At 32.5% G+C, this 15,649-nt stretch carries 11 protein-coding genes; 5 read left to right on the plus strand and 6 right to left on the minus strand.

The genetic code is table 11. From position 1 onward, the window contains the following. Positions 1–5 precede the first annotated feature (5 nt). Together BLT80_RS15405 and ctlX are read left to right on the plus strand one after the other, a co-directional pair. Entirely contained in the window at positions 6–374 is a 369-nt protein-coding gene (locus BLT80_RS15405) for a DUF7793 family protein (RefSeq protein WP_092469571.1), read from the plus strand. Between the two features lie 69 nt (positions 375–443). Beyond that, positions 444–1,376 carry a citrulline utilization hydrolase CtlX gene (ctlX, locus tag BLT80_RS15410; RefSeq protein ID WP_092469573.1) on the plus strand — a complete coding sequence of 311 codons (933 nt, stop codon included), beginning with the start codon at positions 444–446 and terminating at the stop codon, positions 1,374–1,376. 47 nt (positions 1,377–1,423) lie between these two features. Here ctlX and BLT80_RS15415 read toward each other — a convergent pair whose 3' ends face one another. From BLT80_RS15415 to BLT80_RS15425, 3 genes are all read right to left on the minus strand, one after another. Beyond that, positions 1,424–2,050, minus strand: a complete 627-nt coding sequence (locus BLT80_RS15415) for a chromophore lyase CpcT/CpeT (RefSeq protein WP_092469575.1) — start codon at positions 2,048–2,050, stop codon at positions 1,424–1,426. Positions 2,051–2,082: 32 nt separating this feature from the next. After that, positions 2,083–4,137, minus strand: a complete 2,055-nt coding sequence (locus BLT80_RS15420; protein ID WP_092469578.1) for a tetratricopeptide repeat-containing sensor histidine kinase — start codon at positions 4,135–4,137, stop codon at positions 2,083–2,085. 329 nt (positions 4,138–4,466) lie between these two features. Then, the gene (locus tag BLT80_RS15425; protein ID WP_092469580.1) at positions 4,467–5,600 is read right to left on the minus strand and encodes a glycoside hydrolase family 53 protein; all 1,134 of its coding nucleotides are present in this window, start codon (positions 5,598–5,600) and stop codon (positions 4,467–4,469) included. 149 nt (positions 5,601–5,749) lie between these two features. Here BLT80_RS15425 and argS point away from each other — a divergent pair, with 149 nt between their 5' ends. Together argS and BLT80_RS15435 are read left to right on the plus strand one after the other, a co-directional pair. Further along, positions 5,750–7,528, plus strand: coding sequence for an arginine--tRNA ligase (gene argS, locus BLT80_RS15430; protein WP_092469582.1), 1,779 nt, complete (start codon positions 5,750–5,752; stop codon positions 7,526–7,528). 169 nt (positions 7,529–7,697) lie between these two features. After that, positions 7,698–8,984: a carboxypeptidase-like regulatory domain-containing protein gene (locus BLT80_RS15435; RefSeq protein ID WP_092469584.1), complete on the plus strand. Its 1,287-nt coding sequence runs from the start codon at positions 7,698–7,700 to the stop codon at positions 8,982–8,984. A gap of 62 nt (positions 8,985–9,046) precedes the next feature. Here BLT80_RS15435 and BLT80_RS15440 read toward each other — a convergent pair whose 3' ends face one another. The 3 genes from BLT80_RS15440 to BLT80_RS15450 all read right to left on the minus strand — a co-directional run bounded on the left by BLT80_RS15440 (position 9,047) and on the right by BLT80_RS15450 (position 12,828). Further along, entirely contained in the window at positions 9,047–11,362 is a 2,316-nt protein-coding gene (locus tag BLT80_RS15440; RefSeq protein WP_092469586.1) for a TonB-dependent receptor domain-containing protein, read from the minus strand. Then, on the minus strand, positions 11,355–12,239 hold the full coding sequence (locus BLT80_RS15445) for a FecR family protein (protein WP_175455626.1): 885 nt from the start codon (positions 12,237–12,239) through the stop codon (positions 11,355–11,357). Before BLT80_RS15445 ends, BLT80_RS15440 begins: the two co-directional genes overlap by 8 nt. A gap of 73 nt (positions 12,240–12,312) precedes the next feature. Then, complete coding sequence (locus BLT80_RS15450; RefSeq protein WP_092469590.1) at positions 12,313–12,828, minus strand: RNA polymerase sigma factor; 516 nt, start codon at positions 12,826–12,828, stop codon at positions 12,313–12,315. Between the two features lie 101 nt (positions 12,829–12,929). Between BLT80_RS15450 and BLT80_RS15455 the strand changes: the two genes are divergently transcribed. Beyond that, complete coding sequence (locus BLT80_RS15455; RefSeq protein ID WP_092469593.1) at positions 12,930–15,470, plus strand: hypothetical protein; 2,541 nt, start codon at positions 12,930–12,932, stop codon at positions 15,468–15,470. Positions 15,471–15,649 lie beyond the last annotated feature (179 nt).

Genomic DNA, 15,649 nt, shown 5'->3' on the forward strand with positions numbered 1-15,649 from the left:
TTAACATGAAAACATATAAACTTAGCTTTGGTGTTATAACCCTACTGAAAGCTAATCTTGCTGAGGTTATTATAGATGAAGGTGTAGTTATGGATATGAAAATGGTAGAGCAATACCATACTTTTCTTATTGAAAAATTAGAAATTCCGATGTCCTTATTAATTAATAAAAAGTATTCTTACACTTACACCTTTGAGGCACAAAAATCTATTGTAAATAAAGATATCGTGAAAAATATGGCTGTTGTAACGCATGCTTATGTTTCTAAATTGGCTACCGATGTTTTAATAAATATGAATCGTGATAATGGTTGGAATATAGAGATGTTTAAGAGTCGCGAAGAAGCCTTAGAGTGGTTAGAAAATCAGGACTGATTTTATAGCTGTTTTGCCATAAAAAAATAATAACTTTGCATTTCATTTTACCATTCTATTCGTAATTAAATGCAACAAACTACCGATACCATTTTAATGATTCGCCCTATAAACTTTAGGATGAACGAGCAAACAGCTGTCAATAATTATTTTCAGGAAGATTTAGATTTAAAAAATGCAGAAATCAATGCAAAAGCACAAGAGGAATTTGATGCTTTTGTGCAAAAATTGAAAGCCGTTGGTATTAATGTTATTGTTGAAGAAGACGATAGAATAAATGACACTCCAGATTCTATTTTTCCAAATAATTGGGTGAGTTTTCATGCTAATGGAGACATCGCAAAATATCCAATGTTTGCAGAAAATAGAAGACGTGAGCGTAGAGATGAAATTTTTATTAGACTCGAAGACGAAGGTTTTAAGATTGAAAATATCGTTGATTATACGTCAGCCGAACATGAAGGTGTCTTTTTGGAAGGTACAGGAAGCATCATATTAGATCGTGTTAATAGAAAGGCGTATTGCGCTTTATCTCCAAGAGCAGACGAGGATTTATTTATAGAATTTTGCGAAGATTTTGAATATAGCCCTGTGATTTTTACAGCGTTTCAAACTGTAGAGGGTAAACGCTTGCCAATATATCATACCAATGTTATGATGTGTATTGCTGAGAATTTTGCAGTGATTTGTTTAGATAGTATTGATGATAAGAAAGAGCGTAAAAGTGTCGTAAAGCATCTCAAAAGTGATGGTAAAGAAATTATTTCAATTACCGAAAAACAGATGCATCATTTTGCGGGAAACATGTTGCAATTGCGAGGAGACAATGAACAGCTTTATTTAATAATGAGTGAGGCTGCGCATAAGATTTTAACTCCAAACCAAGTTGCAACTATAGAAAAGTATTGTCCTATTATTTCGAGTTCTTTAGAGACTATTGAAACTTGTGGTGGTGGAAGTGCACGTTGTATGATGGCTGAGGTATTTCTTCCAAGAGTTTAAATAGCGAATTATTTAATGGGTGCGTTAAGGTCAATCGTTTCTAAATTTTAATCTATTTTATTAAAGATATAACCACTTTTCTCAGCTCCCCAAACATAGTTTCCATCGGCATCAAAACCGCGATCCCAAGAAATAACTTTATCTTCTAAGATTTCTACTTCGCTGCGTGCAAACGAAGCTCCTCTCATAGTACTAGAGCACGTATTATCACCTGTTTTTCCCATAAAATGATTGGGTCTGATACGTTTAAGAATAACGTCGCAACCTTCTTTTAACGAAATATTTTTTAAAGCGATAGAGTCGAATGCTTTTGGGGTTTTCCATTTGCCTACCCAAATAGAATCTACATCTAATTTGTAGATGGCAGAACTAAAAGTACTGTCAGATTCTCTGTTAACTTCATAAATACGTTGACGATAGGGCTTTTCAGGCGTGCTAGTTAAAGCTTGTTCTACATAGAGAAAGTTTCCTTTATCTTCCCAAATCGGATACATATGTAGAGAAATATTATAGTAAGACGAATCTATTTGTGCTTGTATCTCGGAATTAAAAGATCCTTGCATAAGGCTAAATAGTTCTTTAAGTTCTGTGTCTTCTTGGATTTCTGGTTTTGTTTCGTTTTTACAACTGAAAACTGAAATTAAAAGGATTACAAATGGAAGTAGACGTTTCATAAATTTATATTTGAAATCAAATATAAATTAAATTATGGCATCGGAGCTCTTTTAGGTAGCTCAACAAAGAATTTACTGCCGACATTCTCTGTGCTTTCTACCCAGATTCTACCGTTATTCAATTCTACTAAATCTTTAGCAATTGACAATCCTAAACCAGTTCCTTTTTCATTCTTAGTACCAGCCGTTGTAAAGTTTTTGTGTGCAGCAAATAACTTGTCAATGTTGCCTTTAGAAATACCAACACCTGTATCTTCTATACAGATTAAGGATTTTCCATTGACATCTTGATTTGAAATGGTAATGACATCTCCAGTTCTGCTAAACTTAACAGCATTTGTAATTAAATTCTGAATTACAATTTCTACCATGCTACGATCTGCATATATGAAATCATTCTGAGATTCGTCAATTAAAACAATTCGTTTGTCTTCAACCTTTTGTTCTACTAAGGCTATTTTAGAATGGAAGACATCTTGAATATTAAAACGTTCTGGTTTTGGTTCTAAATTTTGCATTTGCGACTTAGACCAATTCAATAAATTAAATAATAGTGAAGATGCATTATTGGCATTTTCACTTAATTCTGGAATTAACTCATAAAATTCATCTTTAGAAATACTGTCTTCTTTCAATAAATCTAAAAATGCTTTTATTGAAGAAATTGAATCTTTTAAGTCGTGAGAAACAATAGAAAAAAGTTTATCCTTAACTTGGTTAACCTCTTCTAAGTGATGTGTTTGCTCTAAAATAGCTTCTGTTCTTATGTGTTCTTCTGCTAATATATTTTTTTGTTTTTCTAAGGCTTCTTTATGAGCTTTAGTTTTTAAAAGGCTATAAATAAGAAGTCCAAATAACAGTGCAAATGCAGCTATCGCGCCATATAAAACATAAGGGTTGGTAACCGTAGTTGATGTCACATTAAACTTCTGTTCTCCGTTTACTGAACTATCTTTATTTATAGAGTTATTCTCAATAAAATCTATAGGTTCTAAATCTGTTGGAAAAACAGGCTGGTCAATTTTAGACAGCGAGTCTTTTAAATTATAGAATTTATTTTGCCAGAAAAACGCATTTTGATAATACCCGCGAGTAGAATCTAAAGCAATGTGAAGTTTGTAGTTTTCTAAAAGTTCAGTTTTGTTATCTATTTTCTGTGCAATCTTATAAGCTTCGTTCAATTGCTTTTCTGCGAGTTTAACCTTTTTCTTTTGAAGATTTAAGTGTCCAATAGCATTTAAAGCTCTTAAAAGACCTTCTTTATTGTTTTGTTCTCTATTGTACTTTAAACCTTCTACTAGGTATTCTGAAGCCTTATCGTATTCATTAAAACGTAAATATTCGCTACCTAATTTAGGAAGTATTTCACCTCGTAAATCTTGATCTGTTTTTGGATTTAAAATATCCAGAGCTTTTTCATAATACTCAATAGCCTTACGATGCTCTTTTAATTCTGAGTAAAGACTTGCTATGTTTTTAGTAGATATTTTTACGCCCTCTTTATCATTAATCTGTTTGCGGACTTCTAAAGCTTTAAAATTATATTCTATGGCTTTATCAGTTTGATTGGTTTTATGATAAGCCTCAGCAAGGTTGTTGTATGCCGAGCTTAGCTCATCTCTTAGGTATTGTTTTTCAAAAATATCTATTGCAGATAATGAGTTTTGTAAACCAACCTTGTAATTACCTCTTTTAATTTCAATTAGACCAATACTATTGCTCACTTTGGCCACGCCAAGAGTATCACTTATTTTTAAATATAAATTTCTAGATTTATTGTAGTTATCAATGGCATTAAAATAATCGTTGCGTTCGGTGAAAATTAATGCTCTGTAGTAACTGCTCTCTGCTTGTCCTTTTATGTAATTAAGATCTTCAGAAAGTTTAGAGGTTTCATTGATATAAAGTAGGGCCTTGCTAAAATCTTTATTTTCATAAAGTTCATTTATAAGCATAAGAGACATATCCACTTTTGTAGAGTCTGCGTTTAGATAGGCTATTTGTACCGTAAGTTTATCTATTTTTTCATTTTGCGAAAAAATGGAAAACGATATAAGACAGACAGCTAGTATAAGTAACTGTTTCATCTTAAAATAGCGTTAAAACGAATTGCGCTGTTTTGGATTGAAAAACTTTTAGGGAGGGACGAAAAAAGTAAGTTAACACAAAACAAAAACAAAGGGGTTAATGTTTGATTATTAAGCCTCATTAATGTTTGGGACATTGATTAATAGCCTTTCAAAAGTGCTATTATGTAAACAAATATGCTAATATTTAGGATTTAATACCAATATATTAGTTGAACTGACAAATATAATATTTTTTAAAAACCACTTATCGATTAAAGGTAAATTTAACGGTAGTAATACGCTTTTATCGATGAAATGCACACTTGATTTAAATTACTGATTGTTAGTTAGTTATAATTAAACGAATCTAAAACAGGTAATGCTTTTAAGTTAAAATCGAAGACACATTGGTTCTCCCAAGACGTCCCATTTGTGGAGGTATTTTCATTGCCATTAAAAGCCACCCAGTCTGGAGCCCAATAACAAAATCCGATACCTTTTTTATTTGGGATGTTTTTAATTGTAGTAATCAACCATTCCATATATGATTTTTGCCCTTGAGGTGTCGGCGCAAATTCTGGAATGATTTGATTCAAGCTTCCAACATAGTTCGACAAGTTGTCATTCCATTGCAACGTAAAAGGATAAGCAACCTCTACCATTAAAATTTCTTTATCGAAGGTTTCTGCTAAAGTGTTTAATTTTGAGGTAATTAAATCTAAATCTTTAGTTTGAAATTGGGGATAATAAGAAAGTCCTATGATATCAAAATCGAGATTATAAGCTTCAAGTTCATTAAAGAAGTAAATAGAATGCTCTACGTTAGAGTGATGTAGCATTATTTTAATCTTATTTTCGGTATCCAATTCTCGTATCGCTCTTACAGCCTCCGAAACTAAACCAGCGTAATTTACCCAGTTATCATTAAACTCATTCCAAACCTTTCCGTAATCCCATAGAAAGCCACTATCGGTTTCATTACCAATTTGAATTATATTAGGTAGGGTGTTTTGTGCTTTTAATTGTTGAACAACACTTTTTGTGTAATTGTAAACCGCAGCTTTTAAATCTAATAAAGAAAGGTTTTGCCAAGCTACAGGTGGTGTTTGTTTTCCTGGGTCGGCCCAAAAATCACTATAGTGAAAATTAAGAAGGAACTCCATGTCCTTAGCTTTGATCCGTTGCGCATAAGCCTTAACGTCGTCTATTCCGTTTTGTCCATCTTGAGGCGTGTGCCAAAGTTTTAAACGCACCAGATTTGTGCCTTTAGATTTTACAAAGTCTAGAAGTTCTACGGAATTGCCATCAGCGTCTTTGTAATCTACATTATAGTTTTCTAATTCACTTTGAAACGACAAATCCATGCCTCTATAGAAAATTTCTTCATCAGGACCATCAACGTCATCATCTGAGTTTTCGTTTTTAGAACACGATGTTGTAATTATGATAAAAATCGAAAAGAAGTATTTAATTAATTTCATTTTAAGATTAGGGTTTATTTCATGCGACACACTTTACATTTTTTCCAACAGCCCATAAAGTTAAACAATTATGTCTCCTTAGAATCCTAATAAAACAATAAAACTTCTATCTTTGCCAACGTTTTAAAACACCAAAATAAAGCAGAATTATGACCCTTCAAGAGACTTTAGAATTACATGTAAAAGCAGCAATTAAAGCGTTGTTTCAATCGGAATTAGAATCAGTAGAATTTCAAGCGACTCGTAAAGAGTTTGCAGGAGATGTTACGGTTGTTGTGTTTCCAATGTTACGTGTTGTTAAAGGAAATCCAGTCGTAATTGGTGAGCAAGTTGGTCAGTATTTACTAGATAATGTTGATTTGGTAAAAGGATTTAACGTGGTTAAAGGCTTTTTAAATATTGAAATTAATGATTCTTATTATTTCAATTTCTTTCAATCTGTAAAAGATCAAATGAATTACGGTTTTGTGGAACAAAAGGATGACAAAGCTGTTATGGTAGAGTATTCTTCGCCAAATACCAACAAGCCATTACATTTAGGACATGTTCGGAATGTGCTCTTAGGCTATAGTGTTGCTGAAATTTTAAAAGCCTCAGGAAAGAATGTTTACAAAACTCAAATTATTAACGATAGAGGTATTCATATTTGTAAGAGTATGTTAGCTTATCAAAAATTTGGTGAAGGTGAGACTCCAACTGAAGATTTAAAAGGAGATAAGTTAGTCGGAAATTATTATGTGAAATTCGACCAAGAATACAAATCAGAAATTTCAGAATTAATTGCTCAAGGACAATCTGAAGAAGAAGCAAAGAAGAATGCTCCTTTATTATTAGAAGCACAAGAGATGCTTATTAAATGGGAAGCAGGAGATAACGACGTCGTAGCACTTTGGAAAAAAATGAACCAATGGGTTTATGATGGTTTCGAAGTCACTTATAAAAACATAGGAGTCGATTTTGATACGTATTATTACGAAAGCAATACCTATTTATTAGGAAAAGAATTCGTTGCCGAAGGTTTAAAAACAGGTGTTTTTGAGCAAGATGCAGATGGTTCTGTTTGGTGCGATTTAACCGAAGATGGTTTGGATAGAAAAATTGTGCTTAGAGCAGATGGTACTGCTGTGTATATGACACAAGATATCGGAACAGCGATCCAACGTATAAAAGATTATCCAGATGTTGGCGGTATGGTTTATACCGTTGGTAACGAGCAAGATTATCATTTTAAAGTTTTATTTTTAATCTTGAAGAAACTAGGTTTCGACTGGGCTAAAAATTTATTTCATTTAAGTTATGGTATGGTAGATTTACCAAGCGGAAAAATGAAGAGTAGAGAAGGAACCGTTGTCGATGCCGACGATTTAATTCAAGAAATGGCGGATACTGCTGAAGAGATTTCTAAAGAATTAGGAAAGCTTGAAGACTATTCGGAAGACGAAAAACAAGCCCTTTACAAAACTATTGGTTTGGGGGCTCTAAAATATTACATCTTAAAAGTAGACCCTAAAAAACGAATTTTATTCGATCCAAAGGAATCTATCGATTTTCAAGGAAATACTGGACCTTTTATTCAATATACCTATGCCAGAATTCAGTCTATTTTAAGAAAGGCTAATGTGGATGGGAATGTCACCCTGAGTGCAGCTGACGTGTCACTTCACGATAAAGAAAAACAACTTATCAAACAATTAGAGTTGTTTCCAGAAGTTATTCAAAATGCAGCAGAACAACATAGTCCTGCATTAATTGCAAATTACACTTATGATTTGGTAAAAGATTTTAATTCGTTCTACCAAAATGTGTCTATTCTTGGTGCGGATTCAGATGAAGAAAAGAGTTTTAGAGTGGCCTTGTCTAAATTGGTTAGTCAGACGATAAAAAATGCATTTCAGGTTTTAGGGATTGAAGTTCCTGAGCGTATGTAGTTTTTGCTATTAACAGTGTTACTTTTTTTAGCCGGTTTTGCTATCAATTTTAAGAATTGAAAACGCGACCTAATAGCTGATATTTAGAATTTAACATATTGAATAGAAGAGTATTCTACCCTTTTTTGTATCTTAGGTAAGGTTATAATGTTCATTAAATCTTATTGTTATGGAAAAATCTCACACTTTAAAACGCTACACGAGTACATTACTATGTATGGTATTTGTACTATTTTCTTTGAATGCTCAGACAGATTTTAAGGAGTATCAAGGTAAAGTTATCGATGGTAGAACTAATAAAACATTAGAAGCTGCTAGTCTCAGTATTAATAATACCAATATTAGTACGATTACGAATTCTGAAGGTCAATTCACGCTCAAAGTACCAAACAACTATTTAGATTCAAAAGTGGTGGTTTCTCTTTTAGGCTATAATACTTACGTTGTTCCATTGTCCGAACTACTCAATAACAAATATGTTATAGAATTATATGAGGCTGTAACCGAGTTATCTACGGTTAACATCGCGGCTTTTAAAGATGCCGAAAGCTTAGTAAGAAAAGTATTTGATGATAAAAGTAAGAACGTCGGTGGTGAATCTGTTTATATGACAGCCTTTTACAGGGAAACCATTAAACGTAGAAATAGAAATGTATCCTTAACAGAAGCTGTGGTTAATATTTTGAAGCAGCCAAATTCATCTAAACAACGCGATGCTATTCAACTTGGAAAAGCAAGAAAGAGCACAGATTACAAACGACTAGATACCGTTTCTGTAAAGTTGCAAGGTGGGCCATTTTCAACTATGTATTTGGATATTATGAAGTATCCTGAGTATATTTTTACAGACGAAAGTATTAGTGGGTATAATTTTACGTTTAATAATCCTTCAACTATAAATAATAGAACTGTTTTTGTTGTTGATTTTAATCCGAAGAATAATCAACTTCAAGTCAACTATAGTGGAAAACTTTTTATCGATGTGCAATCGCTCGCCTTAGTAAGTGCTAATTATTTTTTAGATGTGAGTAATATGGACAAGACTAAAAATCTCTTAGTTAAAAGAAAGCCTAGCGATATTGAAGTTTATCCTTTAGAAGCTATTTATAAAGTAGATTATAAAGAAAAAGGCAATAAATGGTATTACAGTTATTCTAACTTAAGCTTAACGTTTAAGGTGAATAAAAAACGTCAACTCTTTAATAAAGTCTATACATTGTCTAGTGAAATGGCAGTAACAGATTGGGAGGTCAACAGTGCGGATAAGAAAATTAAGAACAAAGATAAACTTAGACCTTCGGTGATTATTACAGATGCTATTTCCGGATTTTCAGATCCTAACTTTTGGGGTGAGTATAATTTAATAGAACCAGATAAATCTATTGAGTCTGCCATAGATAAAATAAAGAAAAACATAGAAAAGCAGAAAGAAAGAGAAAAAACTGCTAATGGTTAATTGTAAGTTTTTATAAAATAGTAAAACCCTGAATTTAGTTTAGGGTTTTTTTATGAGTCAGTTTAAAAATTGACTCTAAAACTTAAATTTGGTGTAAATTTTAAGGACTTGTTATTAATCTCTACTATAGCATTGTCAGTATTAAAGGTGTAGTAGCGGTTAATGATATTCGTTTGATTGAAAATATTCCAAACAGAAGCACCAACTTCGGCATTGATGCCTTTTGAAGGTTTAAATTTATATATCGCGGAAATATCTGTTCTAAAGTAATCACCCAAACGAGAACTGTTTGGAGTGTTATATTCTATTGTAGAATTACTATTGTCTTGAAGATCTAAGGGAGACGTAAAAGGTCTGCCCGAATGCCAATTAAAGCCAATGGCGATTTTAAAATTAGCACGATTATAAGTAAAAGATGTATTAACGACATGTCTTAAATCAATCGTGTTAGAAAATGAGTTACTGTTATTAATCTCATTAAAATTGTAATCATTTTTACTGTAGGTATAGCTCAGCCACGTGCTAAAATCACTAAAGCGCTTATTAATAAGGAAGTCAATACCTTTAACCGTATAGTGCCCAATATCGTTGGTAAATTGAAACTGATTTTGAAATCCTTGGCTACGTGCCGTAATATTATGGACTCCTTTGTAATAGCCTTCAATAGAGACCAGTAAATTATTTTGGTTATAACTGAGACCAATGGAGGCTTGCTCACTTGTAATTAATGGAACGTCATTACCATTGGCGAGTTGCCATCTTCGTTTTTCGATCCCAAAAAAATCTTGTTGTAAATCAATAATCTGGGTAATGGATTGGCTTTTTAATTCGCCTAAAGCTTCTAGTCTAAAATAATCTAGAAATTTATAATTTACCGTAAATCGAGGTTCTATTAAAAATTCTGATAATTTGCCAAAATAACTGATTCTAGAGCCCAATCGTATATAAGTATCGCGAGATGTTGAGTACCATTCAACTTCTCCAAATAGGGCATGTGTTCTTATAATTTCTTTGACTAAACTGGTGTAATTTGGATTGATGACATCTTCAAAGTTGGTGACTCCAACCTCATTAAATTGATAGCCACCATTAAATTTAATGTCTTTGCTAACTGTTTTTGAAACGTCTAATCGAAGACCGAAATCTTCAACTTTATTTTCTTGAGTTAATAATTGATTATTAGTGACATTGTTGTTCTTTGCATCTAAATCGTAATTAGAATAATAGAGCTGAGCAGACAAATTGGTGCCGTTGTTAATCACTTTAGAATAGGTTGCGCTAGCTCCATAACTCGTCTGATTCAATTCACTTTTAGTCTCTTGAAAATTATTATCTATTGTGGTGAAAACCTGATTAAAATTCAAATTATTAGACATATTCATCACATTAATTCGCAACTTAGAAGTGTTGTTTATATCATATAAAAATTTAGCATTAAAGTCGTAAAACAGAAAACGTTCGTCTTGTGCTAAAAGCGTATTCATATTAGTGGAAGCATTGAGTTCAGAATCGTTGAAAATACGATCAAAATAAGCATCGTAAGTTTTAGAAACCAGAATGTCAGTATATGAACGTCTTGCTGATAGTTGTAATTCTGTTTTTTTCGATAATGGTATTTTTGCAAAACCATCTACACTTAGCATATTTCCACCAATGCCGACATTGATTTTTTCATCTAATTCATCTGCATTTTTTATAGCAATAGTGCTAGAAACAGCATTGCCAAATTTGGAACTAGTTCCATTTTTAGAAATCGTAATGTTTTCGGATAAATATGGATTAAAAGCAGATATTAAACCAAAAAAATGTCCCGACTGGTACATTCTTATCCCTTCATATAAAATGAGGTTTTGGTCATTAGTACCTCCTCTAACGTTGATGTTTGAAATGCGTTCATCAACACTCATTATGCCTGGCAGATTTTGTACTATTTGTAGCACATCTGGCTCAATTAATCCAGGTAAAATATCAAATGCTTTTGTGTTGGCTTTAATAGTTCCATTATTTGTTTTAGAAATACCTTTGGTAAGATAATTTATAATTATAACCTCTTCTAAATGCTGAGTTTGACTTTGCAGTTCTTCCGTATCTTTTGGTGTAATGACAATAAACCGATGACTCAACATTTCAAAATTAAGATCCGTAATACGATGTAATTGGTTTAATGCTTGTTTTATGGAAAGCTCATGAGATAATGAGCGCATTGAAATACCTTCAATTGTTTTGGTTTCAAATGAAAATATAACGTCGTATTTTTTTTCTAATTCTTGAAGAATTTGAACAAGCGGTTTTTCGACCTCTTGTTCCTGACTATATGTGAGGTTACAAAAGGTGATCGATATAAAGTAGAAAATTAAGCAAAGTAATTTTTTATTCACGCTTTAGTAAAATAGATTTTTCTGATTTGCTGTAGCTTAAATTTAATGGTATTGTAACAGACTTCAATGCTAAATCTAAATTATTGTGTGTAAAACTTCCTGTGAATAAACGAGAAAGATCAATGTTCTCAGTAATTATCGTTTGGTTGTATTGACTTTCAAACTCCGCAATAACATGTTTAAGTGGCACACTTGTAAAGCTACTTTCACCATGCAACCATTGTGGTTGCACAGCGTTTTCTTTTTCATTTGCAAGTAGTTTCCCATCTATAATTACGAAAGTATGTCCTGGTTTTAATTTTGTTGTTTTATTATTGTGAGTTACAGCAACTAGACCTTCGTAACACGTCACTTCAAAATACGAGTCGCGTTGTTTTACATTAAATTGTGTCCCTAAAACGCTAACAATACCATCCGCAGTAATGACATCGAATTTTTGACCTTTAGCAACTTTAAAAAATGCTTCTCCTTGTAGTTTTACTTCTCTAGTTTCACCCCAATGACTTTCATTAAATGATACTGTGGAATTAGCATTAAGATCAACTGTAGAGTGGTCTGGTAATTCTATTGACGTTTGTTGAGCTATATCTGTGACAACTGTAGTATCTAAAGTTGTAGTATAATAATAAATGCTAAATCCGATGGCTAAAATAGCCGCAATTCTAAGCAAAGGTTTTAACCATTGTTTTGAATTTGTTTTCTCAGGTTTAAGAGTTTTGTAGGTTTGGTCGCTAGAAAATTCTGGGGCTTTAAAATCTTTTAAAGCGGCATCCAGCTTAATCAATTCATTATAATCCTCTAACTGCTCAAAAGCATTCTGCTCTTGAGTATTTAGATTATGATCTAACCATTTTTTTATAAGTTCTTCTCGCTTCATAATATGATTTCAAGTATATAACAGCTTAGGTTTAAAAACTCCTACTTATTTTTAGTTTCAAAGTTTCAAAGTTTCAAAGTTCATCAATGTCCTCTCTTAATTTTTTCAACGCTCCATAAATGCGTTTTTCAACTCCTTTTACAGAAATATCTAATAGCTCTGCAATTTCTTTAAACCGTTTGCCTTCAACTCTATTCATTAAAAACGCAACACGCTGGGCTTCTGTTAGTTTACTTAGTGCTGTTTGGATTTTTTGATGGTACTCCTTTTCTTCGAGTACAAATTGTGGGGTTTCGTTAGTGGAACTTTTTTGAGGTTTCTGACCATATTTTAGTACTACTTTTTGATGTGCATAGGCATTGAGCATTAAATTATTAGCGGTTGTAAACAAATAACTCTTCGCTTTGTTTGGTGCAACTTTGCTACAATTTTGCCAAAGTTTTATAAAAGCTTCCTGAACTTTATCTTCCGGATTCAATTGATCTCCAAACTTGTAGTATAAAAAATCATGCAGGTTTTTAGCATGCTTTTTATAAAGGCGCTCAAATAAGAGCGATTCGCAGATATTATCTTGTAAGGGTTTGTTCATGGTTTTGAATAGGCCCACAAATTATAAATAATATTTTAGATTATTGGGTAGGAAATATAGAAGGCTAACTGTTTTATAATAAATAGAAAAGCATTAATGCCATGAAAATCAAATCTAAATATCTATTTATTAATTTCCTTTTTGTCCTTTTTTGCTTTACATCTTGTCAGGACGAGATTACTCAAATTGAAAATCCAAACGATCAAGAAACCATAGTTTCAAATTCTACTTTGGCAAACCTAATGAGCAGAACAACAGCAAACTTTGGTGCTGCTGACGATATTTTAGACAGTGCAAGTTGTTTTTCTGTTGAATTGCCTGTTACAATTGTGATTAGTGATATTACTATAGTTATTGAAACACAATCCGATTTACAACAATTAGAGAGTCTATACAATGAGTCATCTATTAATGATGATTTTTTAGATTTTGTATTTCCAATTTCTATTATTTTTAATGATTACAGTCAAATTGTGATTGAAAATGAAGACGAACTTCAAGGGTTTGTGAGCGAATGTGGAAGTGAAGAAAACGATGCTATTGAATGTGTAGATTTCGTTTATCCTATTTCTTTTTCTGTATTTAATGCTGGATTTAATCTTATTGATACCGTCATAATTGAAAGTGACGAAGCTTTATATGGGTTTTTAAATGGCTTAGAGGAGGATGAGAATGCAGTGGTTGTTAGTTTAAACTTTCCGGTGACTCTAGAATATGCTAATGGTGATACTGTTGAGGTTAATACGAATCAAGATTTAGCTGAAGCCATTGAATTGGCCAGCGATGATTGTGATGAAGATGATTGTACTGCAGAATCTGTAAAATTAAATTTAAAAGAATGTCAGTGGAAAATAATGACCTATTCAAGTTTTCCTGAGTTTGTGGGAATTGATTTGGTTTTTTATTCAAATGATACATTTGCTATTTTTCAAGATGGTAGTTCTTTTAATGTTGTGAGTAATTGGTCTGTAATTTCAACAGATGGTGAAACATATCTTTACTTAGAAACAGAGTTTGAAGATTTAGGAGGAGACTGGAAAATTGTAGAATGTGATGATAATACCATACAATTTACAAAAGGTGAACAAACTATGGTTATTAATCAGGTCTGCGAAGATGATTTAAATTGTTCGCTCACTGATATTAGTAGTATTTTACAACAATGTCCTTGGGATTTTAGTGATGGAACAGGCAATTTTGAGAATGATAAAATGATTTTTAATGCTAATGGCGACGTGCAAATTTCGGAAGGGATGGCAACTTCAGCAATTGGTGGAGGTTGGAATTTATCTGTTTCAGACGAAGGAATCCTATTAACCTTTTCAGATTTAACGGCTTTTCAAGAAAGTTTAGAAGGAGATTGGTTAATTGTTGAATGCGATACAGATCGGATTGTATTACATAAAGGTGATCAAACTTTAGTCTTAGAACAAAACTGTAATGGTGATCTTTTTAGCTGTTTTGGAGATTTCGAAATTGTAGAATGTACACAAACCAACAATGTTCCTGTTTTTAATTTAAGCGCCAATACCATTGGACTTGTAATTTGTACAGAATCTTTCGTTCCATCGTTTCATGAAACTTTAAATGACGCAGAGAACAACACAAATCCAATTGAAATTACTGAAACTTACGGTTCATTAGTGGCACAGGTTTATTTGAGAATTGAAGCTAGTAATGGGGATTATGAAGTCTTTAATGTATATCTCAATTCAGAAAGTTGTGCTAATTTTGATTGTTTTATAAACACCCAAATTACGGCATGCGGTATCGATGGTTTTGCCACATTTAATTTAACTGAAGCCAATCAAGAATGTGGACCCGATTTAGCGATTTATGGAATTTATTATTACGGATCTGAAAGTGATTTACAAAACAATGTGAATCCTATTAACCCTCCGGAAAGTTATACTAATTTGTATAACCCAACTGTAATATACGCTGCCGTACTAAATGTTTATAGCAATATTATAGAGCATATTTTTACTATCGATTTAATTGTGGAGGATTGTAATTATTTTGAATGCTTCGAAAGTTTTGATGCTGTAATAGAAGTTTGTGATGACGGTTCTGATGGTCCATATGAATTTAACCTTCCAATAGCATTTGCAAATTGTACTCCAAGTGCAGATGACATCACTTATTATGAAACTCTCGCGGATGCGAATTCGGATCAAAATCTAATTGCGAATCCATCAGCTTACAGTGCTTCTGATGTTTCCTCTATAGTTTATGTCAGAGTTGAAATTCAAAATCAGTTTGAGATATTTCCAATTCAATTAACCGTTGTAACCTGTAATGTAGGTAATTGCACAGAAGGAGATATTAATGGTATTTTAACTGAGTGTCTTTGGAACGTGGCCAGCTATAATGGAAGCGATAATTTAAGTAATTATAATTTTCATTTCGAACAAAACTCAGGTATTGTCGTGATATATACTGATACCATCACAATTGATGCGACGTGGTCAACATCGCAAGCAAGTGATGGTGTTGTAATTGATTTTTCAAATGTAACAGGCCCGAATATTCAAGCGATAAATGGTAGTTGGTTGGTTGTAGAATGCACAGAAAACCAATTGGTGTTGCATAATGTTAATGATAGCAGTATAGAAATTGTTCTAGATAGAACTTGTGAATAAAGAAGCTAGAGGTTAGTAATTTTAGTAAGTTAGTTAAGTTGTTAAAAAGAGTCATTCGCCATGAGTGGCTCTTTTTGTTTGATATCACTTGAAAGTTGGATGCTTATAGTCGTTAGACTTGAAAGATGAGACTAAAGAAGTGAGATTGTGTTTTTTGTGAACCTCTGTGTATTTTTTCA

Source organism: Winogradskyella thalassocola, from assembly GCF_900099995.1.
Classification (GTDB): Bacteria; Bacteroidota; Bacteroidia; order Flavobacteriales; family Flavobacteriaceae; genus Winogradskyella; species Winogradskyella thalassocola.

Bases quoted from the DNA above. Each gene is read 5' to 3' on its own strand.
- BLT80_RS15420 (WP_092469578.1), bottom strand. From the start codon at position 4,137: ATGAAACAGTTACTTATACTAGCTGTCTGTCTTATATCGTTTTCCATT.
- ctlX (WP_092469573.1), top strand. From the start codon at position 444: ATGCAACAAACTACCGATACCATTTTAATGATTCGCCCTATAAACTTT.
- BLT80_RS15450 (WP_092469590.1), bottom strand. From the start codon at position 12,828: ATGAACAAACCCTTACAAGATAATATCTGCGAATCGCTCTTATTTGAG.
- BLT80_RS15415 (WP_092469575.1), bottom strand. From the start codon at position 2,050: ATGAAACGTCTACTTCCATTTGTAATCCTTTTAATTTCAGTTTTCAGT.
- BLT80_RS15435 (WP_092469584.1), top strand. From the start codon at position 7,698: ATGGAAAAATCTCACACTTTAAAACGCTACACGAGTACATTACTATGT.
- BLT80_RS15425 (WP_092469580.1), bottom strand. From the start codon at position 5,600: ATGAAATTAATTAAATACTTCTTTTCGATTTTTATCATAATTACAACA.
- BLT80_RS15405 (WP_092469571.1), top strand. From the start codon at position 6: ATGAAAACATATAAACTTAGCTTTGGTGTTATAACCCTACTGAAAGCT.
- argS (WP_092469582.1), top strand. From the start codon at position 5,750: ATGACCCTTCAAGAGACTTTAGAATTACATGTAAAAGCAGCAATTAAA.
- BLT80_RS15445 (WP_175455626.1), bottom strand. From the start codon at position 12,239: ATGAAGCGAGAAGAACTTATAAAAAAATGGTTAGATCATAATCTAAAT.
- BLT80_RS15455 (WP_092469593.1), top strand. From the start codon at position 12,930: ATGAAAATCAAATCTAAATATCTATTTATTAATTTCCTTTTTGTCCTT.